Raw genomic sequence first — 24,859 nt, forward strand, 5'->3', positions numbered from 1 at the left:
CGCCCTGCGGGGCTGACGCAGCCTTATTTCAGAGGTTCCTGAAATTTTAACGACAGTTTTTTCCGGCCATCGGGGCGACCAGCCCCCGAACGGAGCAAAGGGTGGCCACCACCTACGACAGGTATTGTACCCGCTCCTAAGCGTGTCCATCACGTGCCCGTCAAAGGCGAGCCGACCCTCTGCATCACTTTCCGCCGTACGACGCCGCAAAACTGATAGATCAGTTTTCGTCTCGGCGTGTCATGAAAACCTTAACACAACGACAAAATTATTCCGGATAAGAATGTTTTACTTCATGAATAAAATAAAATAAAAATATAAAAATTACGGAAATAAAAAATAACACTTTTTATATTAATTTAATACCCGCTATTGCGCTGTGAGACCTCGAGAATACACGGAATCTTGTCAAGTTTGAAAACTCGTGGTAGTGTACATACGGCCAACCTGTTATATCAGTTCTCGACAAACAGCGGGACAAAGGGAGTGTGGTGGATGGTTGCAACCAAAAAGAATTTTCGGGCACTCAAGCCTCAGGCGGATTCTCCCTCGTTGAGAGAACAGGTTTGCGACTACCTGAGAAAAGAAATTGCTCAGATGTCGATTCGGCCGGGGGTTCCGATAAGTCTGCGCAAGGCCAGCTCCGAACTCGGCATCGGCATTACACCGTTGCGCGACGCACTCTTGCAACTGGAAGGCGAAGGGATGGTGACCATACTTCCACGAAAGGGGATTTTCATTCGAGAATTTACACTCAAAGATGTAAAAAACTACTATGAAACAATTGGAGCGATAGAGGCTCTCGCACTAAAAACGGCAATACTGCACATAACCAGAGACCATTGCACAATAATGCGGCAAATAAATAAGCATATTTTTGAAAGCACAAAACGGGGCTATTTTTCAGACCACTTAAAACTCAACAAAACATTTCACAACACCTATCTCAATCTATCGGAAAACACCTACTTGCCTTCTCTTTGGAATAATATTACATCGAGACTATATTACAGCCCGACGGAAATTATTCAGATGGAAGACTGGGACAAGCTTTGCTGCGACCAACACGATCACTTGATTGACGCTCTCGAAGAAAGGGATCTGGAAAGCGCCATTCATTGGATGCGCGACGAACACTGGTCATTCAAAAAACAAAAAAAATACATCGAACAATACTACCATTTAAAAAGCGAAGAGTGACGCCAGGTCAAACATCACACAAGGAGCAAAATAGCGCACAAGCACGCATGCAAAATTATATCTAAGACAACATGAAATATCAAACACGATATCGCACACAAGACAATGCGCAAAATCACATGCAAGACAAAATGACGAGTGTGCATCGCACGCACGACAACGCGGGAGGTGTTTATTGTGAACGCATCGAATGTCGAATCTTTGTTCAAGAAAAATATATTTAAGATATGCCTTTTGGCATTTGCCGGTTCAATAATTTATGGTCTTCCGTACTTTAGATATTATTACTATGATGCATACCTTGCCGCATATGGGCTCAACAACACGCAAATGGGAACGCTCGGCAGTGCTTACGGTCTCCTCGGCTTGCTCTCGTATCTCATCGGAGGCGTTCTTGCCGACCGCGTCCCCGCAAAAATCCTGTTGATATTTTCGTTGGTCGCCACGGGCCTCGGCGGTTTTCTTCATATTTTGTTCCCCTCGTACTGGATGCTGGTTGGAATTTATGGCGCATGGGGCATCACCTCTCTGCTGACCTTTTGGCCGGCACTCATGAAAGTCATCAGAATGATGGCCGCAGAGAGTGAACAATCCCGGGCATATGGGCTTTTCGAGGGTGGACGTGGCGTGGTGAATGCGGCACACATGGCAATTGCCACGGCGATATTCGGCATCTTCCAGGCAAAAGCCGCCGGCGCACTCGGGCTGAAATGGATCATTGTTTTTTATTCAATCGCCCCGGTGCTTTGCGGCTTGCTTTTCTGCATTGTCTTAAAAAACATCGAGACGAAGACGGAAGAACGTCCCGGCTTCAGCATCAAAAATGTCATCTACATTCTAAAAATGCCCGCGGTATGGATGGTGGCGGCCATTACGTTTTCAACGTACATCTTCAACATGTCGTATTTCTACTTCACGCCCTACGCGACAAACGCTCTTGGAATCTCCGCGGTAACCGCAGCGATCATCACGGTTCTCGCCCAATACTGCAGGCCTCTGGCGTCGCCCCTCGGAGGATTTGTCGCTGACCGCTTCGGAAAATCACAAGTCATGTTTTTAGGTTTTTTGGTTATGGCCGCAAGCACTTTTACAATCATAAACATACCTCAAACGCAGAATCAAATTTATTTTTTGATTATAGCGTGCTCCATATTTTATCTTGCAATGTACTCTAACTTTGGAATATACTTCTCTCTTCTCACCGAAGGTGGCGTTCCCCTCGAACATGCCGGAGTAGCAATCGGTTTTGTCTCGACACTGGGATATATTCCTGAAATTCTCTGCCCGTACATCGCCGGAAAAACTCTTGATGTCTACAAGGATGCCACGGGCTATCACATCTATTTTACCGGAATGATCGTCGTCGCAGTCGTCGGAATGGCGCTTACCTTCGCATGGTCTCACTTCTATGCACCCAAGAAGAACGCTTTGACCGTTGCTTCCATTGAAAAACAAGGAAACGAAAGGGGCTAATGCACCATGACTCAAAAAAAAATCGTAAAAGATTTTCCGTTCACGTTTCGCACAGTAGAGCATGATTGGATTCCTCTCAAAGACAACACAAGACTTGCGGCGCGTTTCTGGTTCCCGGAGACCGACGCTCCTGTCCCTGCGATCCTTGAATATATTCCGTACCGGAAAACGGACGGAACACGCACCAGAGACGAACCCATGCACGGATATTTTGCAGGACACGGATATGTCGTCGTTCGCGTCGACATGAGGGGTTCCGGGGAGTCGGAAGGTCTTCTGCGAGATGAATATCTCAAGCAGGAGCAGGATGACGCGCTTGAAGTGATCGAGTGGATAAGCAGGCAGGATTGGTGCGACGGCAATGTCGGCATGATGGGAAAATCCTGGGGCGGTTTCAACTCCCTGCAGGTCGCCGCAAGACGGCCCGAAGCACTGCGTGCGATCATCACCGTCGGGTTTACGGATGATCGATACAATCAAGACATTCACTACAAGGGCGGTTGTCTCTTGAACGACAACTTCTGGTGGGGCGCAATCATGCTCGCGTACATGTGCCGCCCGCTCGATCCGCACATCGTCGGCGATTCATGGCGGGAGCAAACTCTGAAACGCCTGGAGGAAATGCCTCTGTGGCCGGCGCTCTGGCTTGAGCATCAGACGAGAGATGCGTACTGGAAACATGGCTCGGTCTGTGAAGACTATGCGGCCATTCAAGTCCCTGTCATGGCAATCGACGGCTGGGCGGATTCGTACACGAACACCGTGCTGACGCTCATGCAGGGACTCGATGTACCAAGAAAGGCAATCATCGGTCCGTGGGCGCACGTTTATGCACATGACGGCGTTCCCGGGCCTGCAATGGGATTCCTTCAGGAAGCGTTGTCCTGGTGGGACCATTGGTTAAAGGGGAAAGAGAACCGTGTGATGGAGTGTCCGATGATTCAGGCCTGGATGGAGGAGAGCATGCCGCCCTCCGTTGACAGGCCCTTCAGTGAAGGGTATTGGGTCGGTCTGGATTCCTGGCCTTCTTCCGCCGTTCGATCCGAAGAACTCTTTCTTTCGCACGGTCGTCTTTCATCGAAGAGAAGTTCCGCAAGCGAGTTCGTGTGTCTGAACACTCCCCAAAATCATGGTTTACTCGCGGGGGAATGGATGGGGGTGGGCGTTCCGGGTGAAAGCTCCGCCGACCAGCGTCTCGATGATGGCATGGCCATGGTCTTCGAAAGCGACGTGCTTGAGGAACCACTCGAAATACTTGGATACCCTCGTTTTGAAGTGGAGCTGTCCAGCAATGTTCCCAAAGCCATGCTTTTTGCGCAACTCTCCGACGTCGAGCCGAATGGTGCGGTCAACAGGGTTTCTTACGGGGTTATGAACCTGACGCATCTAAAGGGACACGACAAGGTCGTCGAGCTGATTCCAGGTGAGAACGTCGGGGCGTTCGTGAATCTCGATTGCTGCGGGCACAGGTTCAAGAAAGGACACCGGATTCGCCTCTCCCTTGCAACGACCTTCTGGCCCATGTTTTGGCCGATGCCTGAAGATGCGACACTGACACTCGACCTCTCCACTGCGAAAGTGATCATGCCCACGTTTCACGGAGTGACGTGCGAAGGGCCGAATATGGAACCCGAATGTGCTCCTCTCACGCCGATGTCGTGGCTCTCCGAGGGAAGAGTCGATCGCACGGTATCCTACGATATTCTGAAAGATACGTGGACATGCGTCACCGACGGCATAGGCGGCGTGTTCGGAGAAGGTGTCTACCGCTTCGACGAAATAGATGTCACTGTCGAGCACAACCTCAAGAGAGAGCTGACCCTGAACAACAAAGATCCTCTCAGTGCCTGCTATAAAATCCATCAGAAAATGAGAATCGGCCGTGAGGGCTGGTGGATCGATGCGGATATAACGGTGACACAGAAATCGAACGAGTTTAATTTTATAATAGATGGAGAGATGCATGTCACTGAAAACGGAAAGAAATTCTTCGACAAATCCTGGGACAGAACAATTTTACGCAATGGACTGTAGTGAATGAGGTAATTATTTTAGTCTAGTTGTATATTTGACACACCTAAGAAACCTCTGAAGAAGGCTACGCCTGCCCCGCAGGGCGCCTCGCGGAGCCTGATGCGACCCGAGCCAAGGGAAAGCGAAAGGTCTTTCTTCAGAGCTTCCCTAAGGAACCCCTGGAGAATACTTCGCCGATCTCGGAAAAACGTGACGAGAGAGAGAGAGAGAGAGAGAGAGAGAGAGCAATTCCTGCTTGATTAGGGTTTCCCTCAATATAGACATAGACACAGGCGATTTGTTGTGCCTAGGCAGCGACATGGAGAAAGCAGGTATTTTGCTTATGATTTTCCATGTCGCTGTCTGCTATCTGGATTTTGTTGCGTAGACGCAAAAGATTTTTGACGCTGCATCTTTATCACGGACCCGCGAGGATAGGAGGTCGTTCAAATGCATGTTTCTAATTACCTTTTTATTATTTTTGTCTATTTGATTTTCGTTGCCGTTTATGGACTGTTTATCGCGAAGAGGCGAATCAGCACTACGGACGATTTTGTCACGGCAGGCCGCAAGCTCCCCTTGTGGGTTCTGATCGGCACGTTGATCGCAACGTGGTATGGGGGCGGCGGCATCACGGGAACAGCCAATCTTGTTTATACAAAGGGGCCGCTTGCCGGGTTGTTGTTTGAATTCGCATCGCCTCTTGCAATTATAATTATCTATTTTATTGCAGCCAGAATCAGAAGCAACAAGAACATAACAATTCCAGAGCTATTCGGAGAAAAATATGGAAGCGCCGCAAGGATTCTAGCCGTTGTTTTTATTGTCTTGGCTTACGTTGGAATATGTTCGTATCAATTCAAAGGTGCGGGATATGTCATGAACCTTGTGACGGGAATCTCCGTCGAGTCCGGAACAATCCTTGCAGCAGTCGTCATCATCGTGCTCTCCGCATCCGGCGGATTGTTGACCGTGGCTTATACCGATGCCATTTCAGCGATTTTCATCTTTCTCTCGCTACTTCTCGCGGTCCCGATTCTGTTGTATGAGACTGGAGGGATGTCCGGGCTCATAACGCAACTTCCCGTGGAAAAGCTTTCCCTTTGGGGTGGGTACAAGCCGCTGGACACGATCGGATATGTCATAGCAATGCTCTTTTTGACATTGGGCGACCAAAACATGTTCAGCAGGCTCGGCGCAGCCGTCAACGAAAATGTTGCGAGAATTTCCGCTCTGGGATTTATTGTCGGAAGCATTCTTCTTTCTTGTTTGAATGTGTTTGTCGCAACCGTCGCAATACCGTATCTGCCGGGCATAAAGCCGGACACCGCTTTTCTGATGGTCGCAATGAACATGCTTCCCTTTGCTGTGGGTGGATGCGTTCTTGCGGCTGCCATAGCCTTTATGATAACCACTGGGGATTCATTTCTGCTCTCCTCGGCCACGAGTATCTATAATGATATAATTAAAAAACATTCACGCAGAACGTTTACCGAGATGCAGATTTTCTTTATCATGCGAGGGCTCATTGTGCTCCTCGGTGTGTTCTCCTATTTGTTGATCACTAAATTTTCGGACATTCTCGGAATGATGATGTACGCCTATACGATTTACGGCGCGGCGATCACTCCTGCTCTTCTTGCGGCACTCTGCTGGAAGAAGGTGACTCCTGCGGGCGGGTTAAGCTCGATACTTACGGGCGGGATCGTGACATTGGCCTGGGAGCTGGGGCTGAAATCGCATTTTGGGGAGATAGACAGTGCTCTTGTGGCGATACCCCTGTCCATTCTCGTTTTGATCGGGGTAAGTCTTTTCACACGGAAATCTTGTGAGGGTGTTTCATGCGAAAGTGCCTCGTGAGGAAGCGCCTCACGAGAAAGCGCCTCGACGCGCTGCTCCCCCGCGAAAACCCGGCAAATGCACCGGAATTTTAGAGGTTCTCCCACAGGTTGGGGACGAGAAGCAGCAGCGCCGCGGTAGTGGCTGTCAAGGGACACCCAGATTCCCGCAGGGGTCAGGGGCGGGGGAGCAAGCCGCTGCTCCCCCGCTTTCAGCGCCTTGGCCCGGGATTCCCGCGGGGGTTCGGCGAGGGGCGAGAGAGCAAGGGGCTGCGGGACGGTTTGTTGCGCGCACTCTGCCCTGCGGTCGCCGCTCGTCACACGGTCCTACCGGGGGGTGTCGTCAACCGTCCGGACCCATTCGAACATGCCGACGGCGGCGGCCACGGCGGCGTTGAGGGAGCCCGTGCGTCCCCGCATGGGGATGAAGCGCAGGAAGTCGCAGGTCTCCGCCACGAGGCGGGAGAGGCCGGTTTCTTCTTCGCCCACCACGAGGGCCAGGCGGGAGGGACAGGCGTCGCCTTTCCAGAGGGAGTCGGGGCCTTCCGCGTGGAGGCCGAGCACCCACAGTCCCTGTTCTTTGAGGAATTCCAGGGCGGCGACGAGGTTGGTCACGCCCACGAGGGGGATGCGCAGGGCGGCGCCGGAGCTGACTTTCGCGACGGTGCCGGTGGGAAGGGCGCCCCGCCGCCGGGGAAGGATCACCGCCAGGGCTCCCGCCACTTCGGCGGAACGGATGATGGAGCCCAGGTTGTGGGGGTCCTTCAGGTGGTCGAGGACGACCACGAGGGCGGGGGTGTTCTTCTCCCGGAGGAGCGGCAGGAGGGTTTCGATGTCCCGCAGTTCCGCCGGGGCGGCCTGGGCGACGAGTCCCTGGTGGTTGGCTCCGGGGCAAAGCCGCTCCAGGGCATCCGCCTCCAGGAAGAGGAAGGGAATGCTTGCGGCTTTGCAGAATTCGGTGACCCGGGCGGCGAGACGGAGGTCGCTCCCCTTGCGGAGGTAGACTTTGAGGACTTTTTCGGGGGTCTCCTCCAGGAGGGAGAGCACGGCGTGCCGCCCCCAGTAGAGGGAGTCGTCGGTCTGTTCCTGCGGGTCCGCGGGCCGGGGAGGCTGAGGCGTGCGGGGCCGGAACTGCCGGTCGCGGCGGTCGGGGTTTTCGGAACGTCCGCCGCCGGGACGCCCGGAGATCCGGCGCTCGTCGCCGCTTCCGCGGGTGTCGCCCTTGCGGTCGTCAGGGCGGCCGGAGGTGCCGGAGCGTTCACGGTCGCCGGGGCGATTGCCGCCGCCTTCGCGGTTTCTGCTGCTTGCGCGGTTGTCGCCGCTTCCGCGGCGCTTATCCGACCCGTTCATGAGCCACCGTCCTCTGGCGCAGTTCGCCGAAGTAGCTCCGGAGATATCCGGAGGTGTATCCCTTTTCCGACGCGGCGAGTTCCTCGGGGGTTCCCGCGGCGACGATGCGGCCGCCGCCTTCGCCGCCTTCGGGGCCGAGGTCGATGAGATGGTCCGCAGAGACGAGCACGTCCAGGTTGTGCTCGATGAGCAGTACGGTGTTGCCCTGGTCCACGAGGCGGTGGAGGAGGTGGAGGAGTTTCTCCACATCCCGGAAGTGGAGCCCCGTGGTGGGTTCGTCGAGCAGGTAGAGGGTCTCGCCGCTGAAGCGCTTTGCCAGTTCGGTGGCGAGCTTCACCCGCTGGGCCTCGCCTCCGGAGAGGGTGGGAGCCTGCTGTCCGAGCCGGATGTAGCCGAGCCCGGCCTCCCGGAGAACGCCGAGTTTGCCCGCGATGCGGGGGAGGTCCTGAAAGAGGTCGAGGGCCTCGTCAACGGTCATGTCGAGCACGTCCGCGATGGATCTGCCTCGGTAGCGCACTTCCAGGGTCTCCCGGTTGTAGCGTTTTCCCCGGCAGACGTCGCAGGGGACGTACACGTCCGGAAGGAAGAGCATGGAGACTTTGGTCACGCCGTCGCCTTTGCAGGCTTCGCAGCGGCCGCCCCGGTGGCCCGGGACGTTGAAGCTGAAGCGTCCGGGGCCGTAGCCCCGGAGTTTGGCCTCGGGAAGCGCCGCGAAGAGTTCCCGGATGGCGGTGAACACCCCCGTGTAGGTGGCGGGGTTGGAGCGGGGGGTTCTGCCGATGGGGCTCTGGTCCACGAGGACGACGTTGCGCAGATCTTCGTAGCCTTCGATGGTACGGTGTCTGCCCGGGCGCTCCCGGAAGGAGGCGTCGAGGCGCTGCCGGAGTCCGCGGTAGAGCACGTCGTGCATGAAGGTGCTCTTGCCGGAGCCGGAGACGCCGGTGAGGCACGTGAGAACGCCCAGGGGGATGGAGACGTCCAGGGACTTGAGGTTGTGTTCTTCTGCGCCGCACACCTGAAGGGCGCCCCGGGCGGTGCGCCGCCCTCCGGGGGGGATGACGGCGCCGCAGATTTCGCCTTTGAGGTAGGGGCCGGTGAGGCAGCGGGGCTCCCGGGCGATCTCCTCGGGTGTCCCCGCGGCGACGACGTGGCCGCCGTGCTCGCCCGCGCCGGGTCCCATCTCGACGAGGTATTCCGCGGCGAGCATGGTCTCCCGGTCGTGCTCCACGATGAGCACGGTGTTGCCCAGGTCGCGGATTTCCTCCTGGGTCTTGAGCAGGCGCCCCGTGTCCCGGGGGTGCAGGCCGATGGTGGGCTCGTCGAGCACATAGAGCACGCCCGAGAGTTTGGAGCCGATCTGGGTGGCGAGGCGGATCCGCTGGCTTTCGCCGCCGCTCAGGGTGTCGGAGCGCCGGGAGAGGGAGAGATACTCGGCTCCCACGTCCACGAGGAAGCCGACGCGTTTTTTGAGTTCCTCCAGCACCTGGTGGGCTACGGCGCGGGCGTTTTCGGGAAGGTCGAGTTCCGAGACGGCCCGGTAGAGGTGGGACACGGGCATGCGCACCATGTCGCCGATGCCGTAGGGGCCGACCTTGATGGCGAGGGCCTCGGGGCGGAGGCGCAGGCCGCCGCAGGCGTCGCAGATTTTCTCGGAGCGGAACCGGGCGAGTTCTTCCTTGACCGCGTCGGACTCGGTCTCCTCCCAGCGGCGTTCGAGCCAGGGGAGGAGCCCTTCGTAGCGCCCCAGGTACTGCTGCTCCACGCCGCACTCGTTGTAGGTCATGGGGACTTTGTCGGGGTGTCCCTGGAGGATGGAGGTGCGGATCTCCTCGGGAAGTTTCTCGAAGGGGCCGGCAAGATCCCACCCCAGGGCCTCGGCGAGGTGTCCCAGGCGCCGGAGCATGTAGTGCTGCGGTCCGTTCCAGGGCAGCAGGGCGCCCTCGGCGATGCTGCGGTTGGGGACCACCGCCAGCTCGGGGGGGAAGAACTCGTGGCTTCCGAGCCCCATGCAGGCGGGGCAGGCGCCGTAGGGGTTGTTGAAGGAGAAAAGCCGCGGGTCGATCTCGGGGAAGGCCGTGTCGCAGTGGGGGCACACGTAGTTCTCCGTGAGGAGCCGCTCTTCTCCGCCCTCGATGACGAGGAGGACGAAGCCGGCACTCTCCGCGAGGGCGGTCTCCACCGCTTCGGCGAGGCGGTCGCGCTTGTCCGCCCGGGCGGTGAGCCGGTCGACCACGATCTCCACGACGTGTTTCTTGTTCTTCTCCAGGGAGATTTCCTCTTCGAGCCAGTAGACGACGCCGTCCACCCGGGCCCGGAGGAAGCCTTTCTGGCGAATCTGCTGGAAGAGGTTGCGGTGCTCTCCTTTCTTGCTCCGCACCACCGGAGAGAGGATCTCGATCTTTTTCTCCGGGTAGTCCCGGAGGATGAGGTCCACGATCTGGTCCAGGGAGTACCGGGCGAGGGGTTCGCCGCAGTCGGGGCAGGTGGGCACGCCCACTCTGCCGAAGAGGAGGCGCAGGTGGTCGTAGATTTCCGTGACGGTGCCCACGGTGGACCGGGGGTTGTGGGAGCGCCCCTTCTGTTCGATGGAGATGGCCGGAGAGAGCCCGGCGATGTCCTCCACGTCGGGCTTGCTCTGCATGCCGAGAAACTGCCGCGCATAGGCCGAGAGGGATTCGATGTAGCGCCGCTGCCCCTCGGCGTAGATGGTGTCGAACGCCAGGGAGGACTTGCCGGAGCCGGACGGCCCGGTGATGACCACGAGGCGGTTCTTGGGGATGGAGACGGAGACGTTCTTCAGGTTATGTTCTTTTGCGCCCCTTACGACGATGTGGGTTTGCGACACGAGTCGTTACACCTCCACGCAGGTCCAGAAGGCGGTCGCGAAGCGTTGCCGCCTTTTCGAAATCGAGTTTTTCCACCGCTTCCCACATGAGCTTTTCGAGCATGGCCTCCGTCGCCTCGGGGGAGGCGGCTCCGGCAGCGTCGGCGGAGCCGTTGAGGACGGTTTCCTCCGTCAGGCCCGGGGGCAGGAGACTGGCCACGTCCTTGCGGATGCTCCGGGGGGTGATGCCGTGTTCCTGATTGTAGGCTTCCTGGATGGCCCGGCGCCGGTCGGTCTCTTCCACGGCCCGTCGGATGCTCTCGGTGAGTTCGTCGGCGTAGAGGATGACCGTGCCGCCGATGTTGCGGGCGGCTCTGCCGATGATCTGCACCAGGGATCTGATGGAGCGCAGGAAGCCCTCGCGGTCGGCGTCGAGGATGGCCACGAGGGAGACCTCCGGGAGGTCGATGCCCTCCCGGAGGAGGTTGATGCCCACGAGCACGTCGATGGTACCCTCGCGGATCTCCCGCAGCAGGTCGGCCCGCTCGAAGGCGTCCAGCTCGGAGTGGATGTATTTTCCCTTTATGCCCAGCTCCACCAGGTACTCCGCGAAGTCCTCGGCGGAGCGTTTGGTGAGGGTGGTCACAAGGGCGCGCTCTCCCCGTGCGACGACGTCCCTCAGGCGGTCCAGCAGGTCGTCCACCTGGGTCTTCGCGGGAAACACCAGCACTTTGGGGTCCACCACGCCCGTGGGGCGGACGATCTGCTCCACCACCCGGTCGGAGTGCTCCAGCTCCCAGTCGCCGGGGGTGGCGGAGACGAAGATCACCTGGTGCATGAATCCGGAGAATTCCTCCCAGGTAAGGGGGCGGTTGTCCAGGGCGGTGGGAAGGCGGAATCCGTGCTCCACGAGGGTTTCTTTGCGCGCCCGGTCGCCGTTGTACATGCCCCGGATCTGGGGGAGAGTCATGTGCGATTCGTCGATGACGAGGATGAAGTCCCGGGGAAAGAAGTCCAGCAGGGTCCCCGGCTGTTCGCCGGTCTGTCTGCCGTCCAGATAGACCGAGTAGTTCTCGATGCCCGAACAGTAGCCCACTTCGGAGAGCATCTCCAGGTCGTAGCGGGTCCGCTGGGCGAGGCGATGGGCCTCTACGATCCGCCCGGCTCCGTTGAGTTCCGCCACGCGCCGGTCCAGATCGGCCCGAATCGCTCCGAGGGCGCCCTCGATGGCCTCGCGGCTGGTGACGTAATGCTGGGCGGGAAAGATGGAGGCCCGGAGCTTGGAGACCACCTGGCCTCCCGAGACGGGGTCGATTTCGTCGATGCGCTCGATCTCTTCGTCGAAGAAGCAGATGCGCAGCGCCGTGTCGCTGTAGGCGGGATAAAGCTCCACCACGTCGCCCCGGACGCGGAAGTTGCCCCGCTCCAGGGTGAAGTCGTTCCGTTCGTAGTAGTTCTCCAGGAGGCGCTCAAGGAAGTGCCGCCGGTCCATGTGGTCCCCCACGGCGAAGGAGAACACCGCGTCCTCGTAGTTCTTGCGCTGCCCCAGGCCGTAGATGCAGGAGACGCTGGCCACGACGATGACGTCCCGCCGCTCCAGCAGGGCCTTGGTGGTGGCGAGGCGGAGTTTTTCGATGCGTTCGTTGATGGAGGCGTCCTTTTCGATGTAGAGATCCTGGGCGGGGACGTAGGCCTCGGGCTGGTAGTAGTCGTAGTAGCTGACGAAGTAGTGCACGGCGTTGTCGGGAAAGAAGAGTTTGAATTCGCTGTAGAGCTGGGCCGCAAGGGTCTTGTTGTGGGCCAGCACGAGCACGGGGCGGTTCAGCCGCGCCGCTACATTGGCGACGGTGAAGGTTTTGCCGCTCCCGGTGACGCCCAGCAGGGTCTGGAAGCGGGCTCCGCCTTCGAGTCCGTCCAGAAGCTCCCCGATGGCCTTGGGCTGGTCCCCCGAGGGAGGCCAGGGTGCCCGAAGCGAGAAGGTATCCTGCATGATCGAGTCCTTTCGGGATCAAAATCCTTTCGGAATGAGAGGTTCCGGGAGGACGCGCCTACAGAAGCGGCGTTCCTCGGAACGGCACGTCTGTCGCAAGCGGCGAGGTTCGCCGCGAGACGCGCCTGCGAAAGCGTAGCTCTCCGGAAACGGCATACCTCTCGCAAGCGGCGGGGTTTGGGAAAACGCGTTTGCGGGAGGAATCGCACCGGAGCCGGAGGGATCTCCGGTTCCGGTGCGGGCTCGGGAATTCCTCCGGCGCCGGCGTGCCGCGGGTGCGGCGGCGTTGCGATGCCTGTCACGTTCCGCCGTCTGCCGGGTTTTGCCGGCGCGCTGCGATGCCGCGTGCAATGTCCTCTTTCGGTGCCGTGCTGCCGCGACGGGTGTTCCGCGGCGCGGCGGCGTTCCGATGCCGCATTCCGGGTGGCGCGTTCGGGAATTCCGCTCCGACTTCAGGCGGCGCGTTGCGATGCCGCGGTTTCCGTCAGGACGCGGCGGCTCAGGCGGTCTCCAATGGCGGCCCGTCCAGGGAGGGGACGCTTCCGGCGGCGTCGGGACGCCGGTCGGCCTTGGGCTTGGCGGAATCGGCGGAGGCCTCGCCGGGCTGCTCCGGGGCGGTCTTCACCGGGGGCACGTAGGTGCCGTCGATGATGGCGTCCAGGTCGTCGGCCTCGATGATCTCCTGTTCCAGCAGGGTGTCGGCGATGCGCACGAGCAGGTCCTTCTTCTCCAGGAGGAGGTTCCGTACTTCTTCGTAGCAGCCGTCGATGATGGCGCGCACTTCCTGGTCGATGGCGAAGGCGATTTCCTCGCTGTAGTTGCGGTCGTCCACGATGTCCCGACCAAGGAAGACCTCGTGCTGTTTTCTGCCCAGGGTGACCGGACCGAGTTTCTCGCTCATGCCCAGCTCGGTGATCATCTGCCGGGCCGTCTGGGTGGCGCGCTCCAGGTCGTTCTGCGCTCCCGAGGTGACGTCGCCGAACTGGATCTCCTCCGCGACGCGGCCGCCCAGAAGTCCTTTGATGCGGTTGAAGAGTTCCTTCTTGGAGATGAGGAACCGGTCCTCCTCGGGGAGCTGGAGCGTGTATCCCAGGGCGCGGTGTCCCCGGGGGATGATGGAGATCTTGTGCACCCGGTCGGAGCCGGGCACGAACTTGGCCACCAGGGCGTGCCCCGCCTCGTGGTAGGCGATGATCTCCTTTTCTTTCCTGCTGATGAGCCTGCTCTTGCGCTCGGGGCCGGCAATGACGCGGTCGATGGCCTCTTCGAGTTCGTCCATTTCGACGGCGGGCTTGTTGCGCCGCGCCGCGAGGAGCGCCGCCTCGTTGACCAGGTTGGCCAGGTCGGCCCCCACGAAACCGGGGGTGCGCCGGGCGATGATGTCCAGGTTGACGCCCTCCGCGAGTTTCTTTTCCTTGGCGTGCACTTTCAGGATGGCTTCGCGTCCCTTGAGGTCGGGCCGGTCCACCACGATGTGCCGGTCGAAGCGCCCCGGACGCAGCAGGGCCGGGTCGAGAATGTCCGGACGGTTCGTGGCGGCGATGAGGATGATGCCGCTTCCGGCCTCGAAGCCGTCCATCTCCACGAGGAGCTGGTTGAGGGTCTGTTCCCGTTCGTCGTGACCTCCGCCGAGCCCGGCGCCGCGCTGGCGCCCCACTGCGTCGATTTCGTCGATGAAGACGATGCAGGGCTGGTATTTCCGGGCCTGGTCGAAGAGGTCCCGCACGCGGGCGGCACCCACGCCGACGAACATTTCCACGAAGTCGGAGCCGCTGATGCTGAAGAAGGGGACGTCCGCCTCACCGGCGGCGGCCCGGGCGAGCAGGGTCTTGCCCGTGCCGGGGGGTCCCAGGAGCAGCACGCCCCGGGGGACTTTGGCGCCGAACCGGGCGAACTTGCCCGGGTCCTTAAGGTATTCGATGACCTCCTGCAGTTCTTCCTTGGCCTCGTCGCATCCGGCCACGTCGGCGAAGGTGACCTTGGGACGGTTGTCCAGGAAGAGTTTGGCCTTGCTTTTGGCGAAGTTCATGACTTTGCTGCCGCCGCCCTGCATGTGGTAGATGATGAAGATCCAGGCGCCGATGAGCAGCTGCGTCGGGAAGAGGGTGGACATGAGGCCGGCCCACCAGGGTGTCTTCTGGGGGGGAAGCACTTCCACCTCCACGCCCTTCTCAACGAGCTTCGGGGCCAGGTCGCCCACGCCCACGGCATAGCTCGTGAAGGGCTGCCCGTCCGTCATGGTTCCCCGGAGCCCTTCCTCGGAGATGGTCACTTTCTGGATCTGCCCGTTCTCCACGTGGTGCAGAAAAGCGCTGTAGCTCAGTGGACGGGCCTCGACAGGTCCCTTCGTCGGCGCGAGGAATACGTTGACGATGCTCACGACCAGGACGATGAGGACCAGGTACAATCCCAGGTTCTTCACCAGTCGTTTCAAACCGAAACCACTCCCTTTCAGTTTTTCGTCTTCGGTCCGCCGTCCTCGGACGGGGCCGCCGCCGGTCGGACTGTTCTCCGAGCGGGGCCGCCGTCAGTCGGTCGTTTCGACCTTGTGGATGTCGGGAAGGTGCCTCCACCGCCCGCCGCAGTCGAGTCCGTAGCCGACGACGAACTCGTCGGGTATGGAGAACCCGCAGAAGCGGACCGCCACGGGGGCCAGCCGCCGCTCGGGCTTGTCGAGCAGCGCGCACGCCGCCAACGATTCCGGCTCGCGCTCTTCGAGGATCTTGAGAAGGTAGGACAGGGTGAGCCCCGTATCGACGATGTCCTCGACCACGAGGACGTGTTTTCCTCTGATGTCCGCGTCGAGGTCCTTGAGAATCTTCACCGCTCCCGTGGTCTTCGTGGACGCGCCGTAGGACGACACGGCCATGAAGTCGAGGGATGCCTCCACCTGGGGACGCAGGGTCCGCACGAGATCCGACAGAAACACCACGGCGCCCTTGAGGATGCCCACGACGACGAGATTCCGCCCCTCGTAGGCGGCGGACACCTCATCCCCCAATTCCCGAACGCGCTGCGCGATCTGCTCCCGAGAGAGCAGGATCTCCCCCACAGAATACGCCATTCGCACCGACGCTCCCCTCTTCTCTCGCACACAGTCTCTCCCGTGCGCCGCATGTTCCGCACATCTTCACGCCGCCGTCTTTGGCTCGGCCGCTCGGTGCCGTCGGCACGTCTCCCGCGTCGGGAAACGGTACCCCGGCGCCGTGTTCCGGAAGGAAACTCCGGTGTGGGCTTCCGGAAATGGACTGCGGCGCAAAGGCACGACATGTCGTTCGGTGCGGGCCTCCGGAAACGGACTGCGGCGCAAACGCACGGCATGACGGCACGATACTTCAGACGGGTTATTCCGATGTTTGTTCCAGGACGACGGAGAACCTTGTTATTCTAGCATGATTCCGAAAAGAGGCGAAACAAAAGAGCTGAGCCCTTGCGGCGGAGGCATCCGCATCCGTTGCGGGAGTATCCGTTGCGGATTTCGCGACAAAAGTCGGAACGGAGCCCGAAGTCGGAGCAGAATCCGGAGTGGGGACAGGCCCCGGCGAAGGCGCCGGGGTGCGGTCCGAAGCGGACGGCGCAGCCGGGGCGAAGGTCGGGGCGGAGGCCGGGGCCGGGGCGGAGGATGAAGTCGGAGTGGGAGCTTTTGCCTCGAATGCCGCAGCGGAGACGGGGGATTCCGCCGATGACGCTGACGTTTCCGGGGAATGCCACAGGGGAATCAGGGGCGGCCGGCCGGGAAGAAGGACGGCGGGTGTTCCGGGGCGGCACCACCAGGGCACGCGGGCTTTCGCCTCCGGGGCGAGGTCGAGGTGCTCCACGGAACGCAGAACGACGGAGACGGCGGAGACGGCGGGGGTTGTCGGGGCCTCCGGAGCTGCCGAAGGTGCCGGGAATACCTGAGTTTCCAGGGACTCAAGGGTTTTCATGGGTTCCTGGGCTGTCGGAGGTGCCGAAGTCTCCGGGGTGTCCAGTGTCTCCAGGCTCCACCGGACGCGCCATGTCCCCCAGCGGAGCGTTCCCCGGGTGGCCGCACGGTTCGGCCGGGGGCAGAGTGTCAGCTCCAGCCGCGCCTCCGGAGGCGGAACGAGCATGGACCGGTTGCCCCAGCAGAGAAAGCCCCCGCCGCAGAGAAGTTCCTCCTCGCCGCTCCACTGGAAGCGCCAGGTTCCCGAGGTGCAAAGCAGCCGCTCCAGCTCTTCCAGGCGGCGACGCGAGAGCAGGGGCAGCCCGAGGCGCTCGCCCTCGTCGCGCAGGGTGTGGCGCAGGTCGTAGCTCTCCAGCCGGCGGGCCGCGGCGACGCGCCAGACGCACTTGCCGTAGGGAAGATCCGCCCTCAGGGTGGGCAGCAGCGCTGCGGTGCGCCGCCGCCGGAGCGCCTCCGCCTCGGCGGCGTCCTCTCCGAGGGCCGCGAGATGAGCCAGGGCGTTCTCGTTGACGGTCTCGGCCAGGTAGGGAAGGACCTTCCGGCGGAGGCGATTGCGCAGGTAGGTGGTCTCCAGGTTGGTGGCGTCCTCGCACCAGGGGACGCCGGAGTCGCGAAGCATGCGGCGCAGCGCTTCCCCACTCAGACGGAGCAGGGGCCGGACGAATCCGGCGCGCACTTCGGCGATGCCCGCGAGCCCCCGGAGGCCCGTCCCCCGGAGGATGTGGTGCAGCACCGACTCCGCCTGGTCGTCCAGGGTGTGGGCCGTGGCCACCCAGCGGGCGCCCCGGCGGCGGCGCACGTCGTCGAGGAAGGCGTAGCGGATCCGCCGCGCCGCGGCCTCGACGCTCTCACCCTTTTTTCTGCGGCGGAGCACGTTTCCCCGCTCCATCTCGAAGGGAAGGTCGAGGCGCCGCGCCCACTCCTCCACGAAGCGGGCGTCCGCCTGGGACGCTTCGCCGCGAATGCCGTGCTCCAGGTGGGCCACCACAAGTCGCTCCCGGTGCCAGAGCGCGGCGAAGAGCAGGAGCAGGGCCATGGAATCGCCGCCTCCCGAGACGGCCACGACGAGGGGATCCGCGCACTGCCACCACCCCTGGCGCTTTCCCGCCTCGCGGAAGGCCCGGGCCACGTTGGGGGGAACGCGCAGGCGCGGCGCGGCGGCGGAAGTGGAAGCGTCGGCCCGAGCGGACGGAGAAGACGGGGAATCGGATTCCTGAGCGGGCGGAGGCGTGGCACCGCGAGAGGACGCCGGGACGGAGCCGGAACGCTCTCCGGGGCCGGGCGCGGGCGCGTCAGCGGCGGACGGCGCGCCGGAGGGGGAAGTCGATGCGGGAGAAGCGCCGGAAGCCGGGCCGAATGCAAAACTCTGGCCGGAATTGCCGGCGGCGGCGGCGGAATGGGAATCGGCGGCGGAGTCGGGATCAGGCCGCGCCATGGCAGTTCGCCCCCTTTCGGATCATCGGTGTCGGTGCGGGTTCGGGTGCCGGAACGGTTCTCCCTTTCGCGCAAGGGGAAATGCCTCCGGGGGGAAGAACACCTCCGGAAAAAGAGGACTCCTCCAGACTTGTGCAGGCCTTGCGGGCCGCTATGCGCAAGCCCTGCGGGCCGTCGGGGGGCGAATGAGACGGACCGTGCGCAGGATGTCCCACGGTGAGAGGAGAAACGCGACGAACACTCCCCGAAAGCCACAGGCAACGCGGCAAAGGCGACCGGCAATGCGAGAAGAGCGACCGACAAAACCGGCGATACGAGAAACGATGTGGACGATACGAAAAAAGCGGTCCACCTGGTCGGTGAACCGCCTTGAATCCCTGGTGGCGGTGACTGGAATTGAACCAGTGACACTGCGGGTATGAACCGCATGCTCTAGCCAACTGAGCTACACCGCCGTTGGTTGCGGGGGCAGGATTTGAACCTGCGACCTTCGGGTTATGAGCCCGACGAGCTTCCTGACTGCTCCACCCCGCGATACCCTCTTGGTGCCGGGCGCGGGACTCGAACCCGCATGGATTCGCTCCCTGGGATTTTAAGTCCCATGCGTCTACCTTTCCGCCAGCCCGGCCAGCGAGGAACATTATATGCACGGTGCCCCATCCCGTCAAGTCTGAATGTGGAATCGAACGTGAAACCTCAAAACGATGCCGGAAAGCAGGCCGGAGGCGGGGGCTGAAAAAGGGAGCACCCCCTGGGAAAGGGGGTGCGGCCTCACCCCTTGACGACGCCGAGGGGGCGGAGCGAGGCGATTTTCCGGGCGATGCCCGCACGGTGCACCACCTCCACCACTTTGTCCACGTCCTTGTACGCCCGGGAGGCCTCTTCGACGAGGGTTCTCTCGGAGTGAGCCACCACCCGGATGCCCCGCTCCTCCAGGTCCCGCCGCACTTCGGCGCCCGAGGTGGCGCGTTTGGCGCCGGTGCGGCTCATCACCCGCCCCGCGCCGTGGCAGGTGGAGGCGAAACTCTCCCGGGCGGCGTGCTCCGTGCCGACGAGCACGTGGCTGCGGGTCCCCATGCTTCCGGGGATGAGCACGGGCTGTCCGGTGCGGGCGAAATCCGGGGGCAGGGAGGGATGCCCCGGCGGAAGCGCCCGGGTGGCGCCCTTGCGATGGACGCAGAGTTCGCGGGCGCGCCCGTCCACCCGGTGGGTCTCGATGCCCGCGATGTTGTGGCACACGTCGTAGAGGAGGGAAAGGGGCGTTTCGGGCCAGAAGCGGCTGAAGGTCTCCCGTGCGAGGGCGGCGATGAGCTGCCGGTTCGCCAGGGCGAAGTTGCCCGCGCAACGCATGGCCCCCAGGTAGGCGCGCCCTTCGTCGGAGGCGAGGGGGGCGCAGCAGAGCTGTCTGTCCGGAACGGCGATGCCGTATTTTCTCATGGCCCGGGCCATGAGCTTGATGGCGTCGTCGCAGATCTGGTGCCCCAGTCCTCGGCTGCCGCAGTGGATCATGACGGTGACGCCGCCGGGGCGGAGGGCGAAGCGGCGCGCGGTCTCCTCGTCGAAGATTTCGTCCACCGCCTGGATCTCGATGAAGTGGTTGCCCGATCCCAGGGTGCCGAGCTGGGGGGCTCCCCGCTCCCGCGCTTTGGGCGAGACGCCGCCGGGATCAGCCCCGGCGAAGCATCCGCGCTCTTCCGTGCGCTCCAGGTCGGCCAGGTCGCCGTATCCCCTGTTCACCACCCAGCGGGCGCCCTGCAGCAGCACCGCCTCCAGCTCGCGGGGCTTCAGGGTGAAGGCGCCGCCGGCGCCGACGCCGCAGGGGATCGCGGCGAAGAGGGCGTAGAGCAGCGGTTCCAGCCGCGGCAAGAGTTCCGCCTCGTTCAGGGGGGACACGAGAAGCCGCACGCCGCAGGCGATGTCGTACCCCACTCCTCCCGGGGAGAGGACGCCCTCTTCGGTGTCGAAGGCGGCCACGCCGCCGATGGGAAAGCCGTATCCCCAATGGATGTCCGGCATGGCGACGCTCCGCCCCACGATGCCCGGCAGGGTCGCCACGTTCGCCACCTGGGCGAGGGCGTTTTCCTCAAGGATGGTCTCCAGGATGTACTCGTCCGCGAAGAGCAGCCCGGGGACGCGCATGCCCTTCCGGGCGCTCCGGGGCAGGGTCCAGCGCAGGCCGTCGTCGCTCTGCAACAGGGATCGCATGGATTTCTCCCTCCTCACGCTATGGGGGAATGCAGCATCGCGCCGGTGCGCGGACGCCGTTCCTTCGGGCAAGCGCAGGCCGATGCGCGAGCATGGACGATGCAAGAGTGTGCTGATTGAAGCGTTCGCTGCGCATGCGCGAATGTCGCCGATACACGTGTGTGCCGGTGGGCGGATGCCGCTCTCGCGGGCGGGGGCCGGGCCGCCGGAGGGAGCGCGGACGTCACACGTCGAAGAAGAGCCGCAGCAGTGTGGGTGGCCCCGGCAGGACCAGCGCTCCGCCGTAGGTGACGGCCTTGATGCCGAGGGAGGGAACGGGAGCGGCGACGGCGTTCCCCTCCACGACGAGGGAGAATGCGGCACATGCGGCATCGGCACCGCGGGCGGTCAGGCGGACCGAGCGGAGGCACAGGCGCTCGCCGCGCACTTCGAGCAGAAAAAGCAGTTCGTTGAGCCACGAGACGAAAAGCTCCACCGCGTCCAGGGCCTCCACCTCGATGCGGCGCACGGCGACGGAGGCGACGTCGGGGGCACGCACGGCGACGGAGGCGTCGCTCCGGGCTTCTGCTCCGAAGAGAAGGGCATAGAAGGCCCGGGCGGACTCGGCCACAAGGTCCTCCAGGGTCTCCGCCCGCACTTCCAGGCCGACATCCGCGGTGTGTTCCAGCTCACGCCAGGGCAAGGGTCTCACCTCCTTCTCCTCGGGGGGTGCATAGGCGGCGCCTCTCCGGCGCAGGGCGGGCGGTCACGACAGACCGTGAGCACACTGCGGGCGACAGACCGGCCGGCGACCGCCGCAAGGCCGGTCCGCGAGAGGTCGTGCGGCAGCCGCACGACGGCGCGCAGGACAGTCCCGCGGACGGCGCGCAAGACAGCCGGGCGACGGGCCGCAGGGCAGGGCAGGTCAGACGATGGGGCGCAGTTCTTCGATCTCCTGCTTCACCACGGTCTGGCACCCGCGGTAGCACTCCCGGAAGGCCCGGAGGAAGTGCCCAACGCCGGTGACGATCTCCTCCCGGCTGGAGGCGGAAAAGTTGAGCCGGGCGCAGCCGTGCCCCCGCTCTTCCACGGAGAAGAGTTCCCCCGGGGAGTAGGCGACGCCTTTTTCGATGGATTTGGCGAGGAGCGCCGCGGAGTTGACCTCTCGGGGAAAGCGCACCCACACGAAATAGCCGCCGTTCGGGGTGTTCCACTCCAGGCCGCCGAGCCGTCCGCCCTGCTGCAGGGCCTGCACCATGGCGTCGCGGCGGCCTGCGTATTCCTGCCGGATGGTCTGGAGGTGCGGCCGGTAGAAGCCCCCCCGGAGAAAGCCGTCGACGATCCACTGGGAGAGGCTGCAGGTGGAGAGGTCGGAGATTTTCTTCACCTGGGCCAGCCGTCGCACGATGGGACGAGGCGCGGTGATCCACCCGACGCGCAATCCCGGGGAGAGGGATTTGGAGAAGGTGCTGATGTAGATCACGTAGTCGTTCTCGTCCAGCGCCTTGAGGGTTGGAATGGGCGTTCCCTCGTACCGCAGGTCGTAGAAGGGGTCGTCCTCCACGATGGGCACCTGGTACCGCCCCGCCAGGTCCAGCAGGCGCCGCCTCCGGTCCACGGACATGACATGTCCCGTGGGGTTCTGGAAGGTGGGGATGGTGTAGATGAACTTGGGCGCCCGCCGTTTGAGGATGCCTTCGAGCACGTCCAGGCGCATTCCCTCTTCGTCGAGGGGCACCCCCGCGACCCGGGCGCCGAGAAAGCGGAGCTGGCGCTTGCAGTTCACGTAGGTGGGGTCCTCCACCACCACCAGGTCGCCGGGCTCGACGAAGGCCCGGGAGACCACGTCGAGGGCCTGCTGGGAGCCCGAGAAAATGAGCACTTCGTCGGGGGTGGCGGCGATGCCCCGCCCCTCCTGAAAGCTGCAGATGGCCTCCCGCAGGGGTTTCAGACCTTCGATGCAGGTGAGCCGGAGGATGTCCTGCCCATGCTCCCGAAAGAGGCGGTCCTGAATCTCCCGGATGGTCTCAAGCGGATAGAGCTGCGCGTCCGCCTCGCCGCAGGAGAGGGAGACGAATCCCTCGCGATGCTGCGCATCCGAGACCTGCCGCAGAAACGATTCGTGCGTCTCCTCCCCGGCGTAGCGGAGGTAGCGCTCCCAATGGAGAGGCGCCTTCGTCGCCGGATGGAGCGGACAGATGGACCCATCCATTCTTTTGACCACCGTGCCCCGCCCCACGTGGGAGTCGATGAGCCCCTCGGCTTTCAGCTCCCGGTAGGCGTTGAGCACCGTGGTCCGGTTGACCCCGAGTTCCTCCGAGAGACGGCGCTCCGGGGGCAGACGGTATCCTTCCGGCAGCACGCCGGAGAAGATCATCTCCCGTATCTGGTTGCGGATCTGAAGGTAGATCGGAATGGACTTTCCCCGTTTGACGTCAAGCTCCAACGCAATCCTCTCCTTTTGCACTCCGGCCTTCCGTGCTCGCACGCCCTCGCCGCGCCTGCGCTCGTCCACGTCCTCTCCGGCCCGCTCCGTTTCAGGCTCCGGCGCCGCGCATTCCGGGCCGCTCTGGCACATTGGAACCGGCCAATTTCAACTATACCCGAGGAACGCCGGGAAAACAACAAGCGGACCGACCCGATCGGGCGCGATCGAAATGAGCCGGAAACACCGCGAGGCGGCGAGGTGGAGAGGCGAACGGGCATGTGGCGAAGAGGGAAGGCGGCGAGGTGGAGAGACGAAAGGGCATGTGGCGGAGAGAGAAGGCGGCGAAGAGAGAAGATGACAAAGAAAGAAGATGGCAAAGAAGAAAGGTGGCGGAGAGAGAAGGTGGCGGAAAGGGCATGTGGCGGAGGGGAAAGGTGGCGAAGAGGCGCAAAGGCGAGGTGCGGAGGAGAGCGGGTGCGGGTGGCGAACGACGCATGAGCATGAGGACGACGGCAACGAAGCCGGAGCGGCGGAAGACGAAAAAAGCCGCCCTTGCGGCGGCCTGCGTTCTTTACGGACGGAAACGGACGTGGCGAAAAAAATGGTGGACCGTGCAGGAATCGAACCTGCAACCCCCTGATTAAGAGTCAGGTGCTCTGCCAGTTGAGCTAACGGTCCACATTCGACGAAAACTGGCGCGCCCGGCAGGAGTCGAACCCGCGACCGACGGATCCGAAGTCCGCCGCTCTGTCCACTGAGCTACGGGCGCAGAAAGAAGTGGGGTGAACGAGGGGACTTGAACCCCCAGCCTCTGGAGCCACAGTCCAGCGCTCTAACCAATTGAGCTACGCTCACCACGCCAAAACCGACACGGGACAGACGACCGGGAAAACGCTGTGACCCTGGCTGTACCCCTGAGACGAAAACGCTGCAACGCATCTTCAAAAAACATCGCCGAGCACGAGTACCTGCATAAGTGGCGCGCCTGAGAGGACTTGAACCTCTGACCTACGGATTAGAAGTCCGTTGCTCTATCCAGTTGAGCTACAGGCGCCCGAAAGAACATTTCGCGGCAGAGGTGATTCTACAGCAGCCTTCCGGATACGTCAAGCGCAAGGTTCCGCCCCGTGACATCACCGCACTGCCGCAGGGAGGAAAAGGGCGGGAGGTGCGCATGATGCTGCGGCACGGGGAACCGTGGTTTGCGGCGGCTGATGCGTGCGGGCGGCTGATGCGTGCGGATGCCGGCCGGTCTCACCGCCGCCACGGCAATGACGTCGTGGTCTCTCCAGCGCCGGACCGCTCCGTAGCCGCTGCACCGAAGGCGCCGAAGGCTCCGAAGGGACTGCGCCGGACCGCCCTTCTCCCTCATTCCGGCGCCCGAGGCGTGGAGCCCCGGCCGAAGGCCCCGGAGGGCTCCGCGGCGTCGTTCGAGTCCTCCAGAATGATGTAGGTCGTAAAAATACCCAGGGTGTTCAAGCGCCGGTGGAACTCCTCCATGCGCTTCATCGACGGCATGGCCACCTCGATGATGAAGTCCACGTCCCCCGTCACGGACCAGTAGCGAAGCACTTCGGGCATGCTGCGGAACATGTCCGTGACCGCGTTGTCCGGAACCCTCCATTTTCCGTATTCCCGTTTCACCTGCACGGCAAGTATCGCCCGTATCGGATTGCCGAGCAAGGTCTGATTGACGATCACCCTGTATCCGGAAATCACGCCGTGGCTCTCCATCTGCCTGATTCTGTCGCGAACGGCCGGCGCGGAGAGGCCGACGACAAGGCCTATTTCCGTAAAAGAAGCCCGGGCGTTCTTTTGAAGTTCGGCAAGAATGTTCAGGTCGGTCGCGTCGAGGCCTCTTTTCCTCTGCCCCATGGTGCTCTCCTTTCGAGACGGACATCTTCCGGGCGATTTAGGGCAATTCCAGGCGGTTCCAGGATATCTCAGGCGATTCCACAAAGAGTTTCAGCCGGTTGCGCAGGGAATTGCCCCGGCGATGCCGGGTGATACCGGGTGATGCGGTGATGCAAGGCGACCCGGGCGGTTACAGGGCACCGCAGGCACGCGCTCCCGCGTCTGGTGTGAAAACTCCGCCGTGCCGGGCAGCGGTCCACCGTTCCATTCTACATTCAAACGCTGTCGCGATTTCTGCAGAAATGGTCGTGACGGCAGCTTTTTGCTTCTCTTTCTGAAGTGAAGG

At 62.1% G+C, this 24,859-nt stretch carries 14 protein-coding genes and 7 tRNA genes; 4 read left to right on the forward strand and 17 right to left on the reverse strand.

Annotated elements, in window-relative coordinates:
• Window positions 1–495 precede the first annotated feature (495 nt).
• From Q1K49_RS08925 to Q1K49_RS08940, 4 genes are all read left to right on the forward strand, one after another.
• On the forward strand, window positions 496–1,200 hold the full coding sequence (locus Q1K49_RS08925; RefSeq protein WP_300525243.1) for a GntR family transcriptional regulator: 705 nt from the start codon (window positions 496–498) through the stop codon (window positions 1,198–1,200).
• A gap of 177 nt (window positions 1,201–1,377) precedes the next feature.
• Window positions 1,378–2,673 carry an MFS transporter gene (locus tag Q1K49_RS08930; RefSeq protein ID WP_300525245.1) on the forward strand — a complete coding sequence of 432 codons (1,296 nt, stop codon included), beginning with the start codon at window positions 1,378–1,380 and terminating at the stop codon, window positions 2,671–2,673.
• Window positions 2,674–2,679: 6 nt separating this feature from the next.
• Window positions 2,680–4,707 (forward strand): CocE/NonD family hydrolase, encoded by a 2,028-nt coding sequence (locus Q1K49_RS08935; protein ID WP_300525247.1) that lies wholly within the window; start codon window positions 2,680–2,682, stop codon window positions 4,705–4,707.
• 429 nt (window positions 4,708–5,136) lie between these two features.
• On the forward strand, window positions 5,137–6,546 hold the full coding sequence (locus Q1K49_RS08940; RefSeq protein ID WP_300525250.1) for a sodium:solute symporter family protein: 1,410 nt from the start codon (window positions 5,137–5,139) through the stop codon (window positions 6,544–6,546).
• 305 nt (window positions 6,547–6,851) lie between these two features.
• Here Q1K49_RS08940 and rlmB read toward each other — a convergent pair whose 3' ends face one another.
• From rlmB to Q1K49_RS09025, 17 genes are all read right to left on the reverse strand, one after another.
• On the reverse strand, window positions 6,852–7,874 hold the full coding sequence (rlmB, locus tag Q1K49_RS08945) for a 23S rRNA (guanosine(2251)-2'-O)-methyltransferase RlmB (protein WP_300525253.1): 1,023 nt from the start codon (window positions 7,872–7,874) through the stop codon (window positions 6,852–6,854).
• The gene (uvrA, locus tag Q1K49_RS08950; protein WP_300525255.1) at window positions 7,858–10,719 is read right to left on the reverse strand and encodes an excinuclease ABC subunit UvrA; all 2,862 of its coding nucleotides are present in this window, start codon (window positions 10,717–10,719) and stop codon (window positions 7,858–7,860) included. Before uvrA ends, rlmB begins: the two co-directional genes overlap by 17 nt.
• On the reverse strand, window positions 10,676–12,688 hold the full coding sequence (gene uvrB, locus Q1K49_RS08955; protein ID WP_300525256.1) for an excinuclease ABC subunit UvrB: 2,013 nt from the start codon (window positions 12,686–12,688) through the stop codon (window positions 10,676–10,678). Before uvrB ends, uvrA begins: the two co-directional genes overlap by 44 nt.
• 499 nt (window positions 12,689–13,187) lie before the next feature.
• On the reverse strand, window positions 13,188–15,122 hold the full coding sequence (gene ftsH / locus Q1K49_RS08960; protein WP_300525259.1) for an ATP-dependent zinc metalloprotease FtsH: 1,935 nt from the start codon (window positions 15,120–15,122) through the stop codon (window positions 13,188–13,190).
• 93 nt (window positions 15,123–15,215) lie between these two features.
• The gene (gene hpt / locus Q1K49_RS08965; RefSeq protein WP_300525262.1) at window positions 15,216–15,752 is read right to left on the reverse strand and encodes a hypoxanthine phosphoribosyltransferase; all 537 of its coding nucleotides are present in this window, start codon (window positions 15,750–15,752) and stop codon (window positions 15,216–15,218) included.
• A 280-nt stretch (window positions 15,753–16,032) separates the two neighbouring features.
• Window positions 16,033–18,048 carry a tRNA lysidine(34) synthetase TilS gene (gene tilS, locus Q1K49_RS08970; protein WP_300525264.1) on the reverse strand — a complete coding sequence of 672 codons (2,016 nt, stop codon included), beginning with the start codon at window positions 18,046–18,048 and terminating at the stop codon, window positions 16,033–16,035.
• Window positions 18,049–18,425: 377 nt separating this feature from the next.
• Window positions 18,426–18,502 (reverse strand) — tRNA-Met (locus Q1K49_RS08975).
• Between the two features lie 2 nt (window positions 18,503–18,504).
• Window positions 18,505–18,581: transfer RNA gene (locus tag Q1K49_RS08980), tRNA-Met, on the reverse strand.
• A 9-nt stretch (window positions 18,582–18,590) separates the two neighbouring features.
• Window positions 18,591–18,675: transfer RNA gene (locus tag Q1K49_RS08985), tRNA-Leu, on the reverse strand.
• Window positions 18,676–18,818: 143 nt separating this feature from the next.
• Window positions 18,819–20,252, reverse strand: a complete 1,434-nt coding sequence (locus Q1K49_RS08990; RefSeq protein WP_300525267.1) for an RtcB family protein — start codon at window positions 20,250–20,252, stop codon at window positions 18,819–18,821.
• 223 nt (window positions 20,253–20,475) lie between these two features.
• A complete protein-coding gene (locus Q1K49_RS08995) occupies window positions 20,476–20,934 on the reverse strand; it encodes an archease (RefSeq protein WP_300525269.1) in 459 nt (152 codons plus the stop codon).
• A gap of 222 nt (window positions 20,935–21,156) precedes the next feature.
• Entirely contained in the window at window positions 21,157–22,677 is a 1,521-nt protein-coding gene (locus Q1K49_RS09000) for a PLP-dependent aminotransferase family protein (RefSeq protein WP_300525271.1), read from the reverse strand.
• A 584-nt stretch (window positions 22,678–23,261) separates the two neighbouring features.
• A tRNA-Lys gene (locus tag Q1K49_RS09005) sits at window positions 23,262–23,337 on the reverse strand.
• Between the two features lie 15 nt (window positions 23,338–23,352).
• A tRNA-Arg gene (locus Q1K49_RS09010) sits at window positions 23,353–23,428 on the reverse strand.
• 9 nt (window positions 23,429–23,437) lie between these two features.
• Window positions 23,438–23,514: transfer RNA gene (locus tag Q1K49_RS09015), tRNA-His, on the reverse strand.
• A gap of 122 nt (window positions 23,515–23,636) precedes the next feature.
• Window positions 23,637–23,713, reverse strand: a tRNA-Arg gene (locus Q1K49_RS09020).
• 314 nt (window positions 23,714–24,027) lie between these two features.
• The gene (locus Q1K49_RS09025; RefSeq protein WP_300525274.1) at window positions 24,028–24,534 is read right to left on the reverse strand and encodes an Lrp/AsnC family transcriptional regulator; all 507 of its coding nucleotides are present in this window, start codon (window positions 24,532–24,534) and stop codon (window positions 24,028–24,030) included.
• Window positions 24,535–24,859: the final 325 nt, after the last annotated feature.

This window comes from Aminiphilus sp., assembly GCF_029975095.1.
GTDB lineage: Bacteria > Synergistota > Synergistia > Synergistales > Aminiphilaceae > Aminiphilus.

Bases quoted from the DNA above. Each gene is read 5' to 3' on its own strand.
- Q1K49_RS08925 (WP_300525243.1), top strand. From the start codon at position 496: ATGGTTGCAACCAAAAAGAATTTTCGGGCACTCAAGCCTCAGGCGGAT.
- Q1K49_RS08935 (WP_300525247.1), top strand. From the start codon at position 2,680: ATGACTCAAAAAAAAATCGTAAAAGATTTTCCGTTCACGTTTCGCACA.
- Q1K49_RS08940 (WP_300525250.1), top strand. From the start codon at position 5,137: ATGCATGTTTCTAATTACCTTTTTATTATTTTTGTCTATTTGATTTTC.
- rlmB (WP_300525253.1), bottom strand. From the start codon at position 7,874: ATGAACGGGTCGGATAAGCGCCGCGGAAGCGGCGACAACCGCGCAAGC.
- uvrB (WP_300525256.1), bottom strand. From the start codon at position 12,688: ATGCAGGATACCTTCTCGCTTCGGGCACCCTGGCCTCCCTCGGGGGAC.
- hpt (WP_300525262.1), bottom strand. From the start codon at position 15,752: ATGGCGTATTCTGTGGGGGAGATCCTGCTCTCTCGGGAGCAGATCGCG.
- tilS (WP_300525264.1), bottom strand. From the start codon at position 18,048: ATGGCGCGGCCTGATCCCGACTCCGCCGCCGATTCCCATTCCGCCGCC.
- Q1K49_RS08990 (WP_300525267.1), bottom strand. From the start codon at position 20,252: ATGCGATCCCTGTTGCAGAGCGACGACGGCCTGCGCTGGACCCTGCCC.
- Q1K49_RS09025 (WP_300525274.1), bottom strand. From the start codon at position 24,534: ATGGGGCAGAGGAAAAGAGGCCTCGACGCGACCGACCTGAACATTCTT.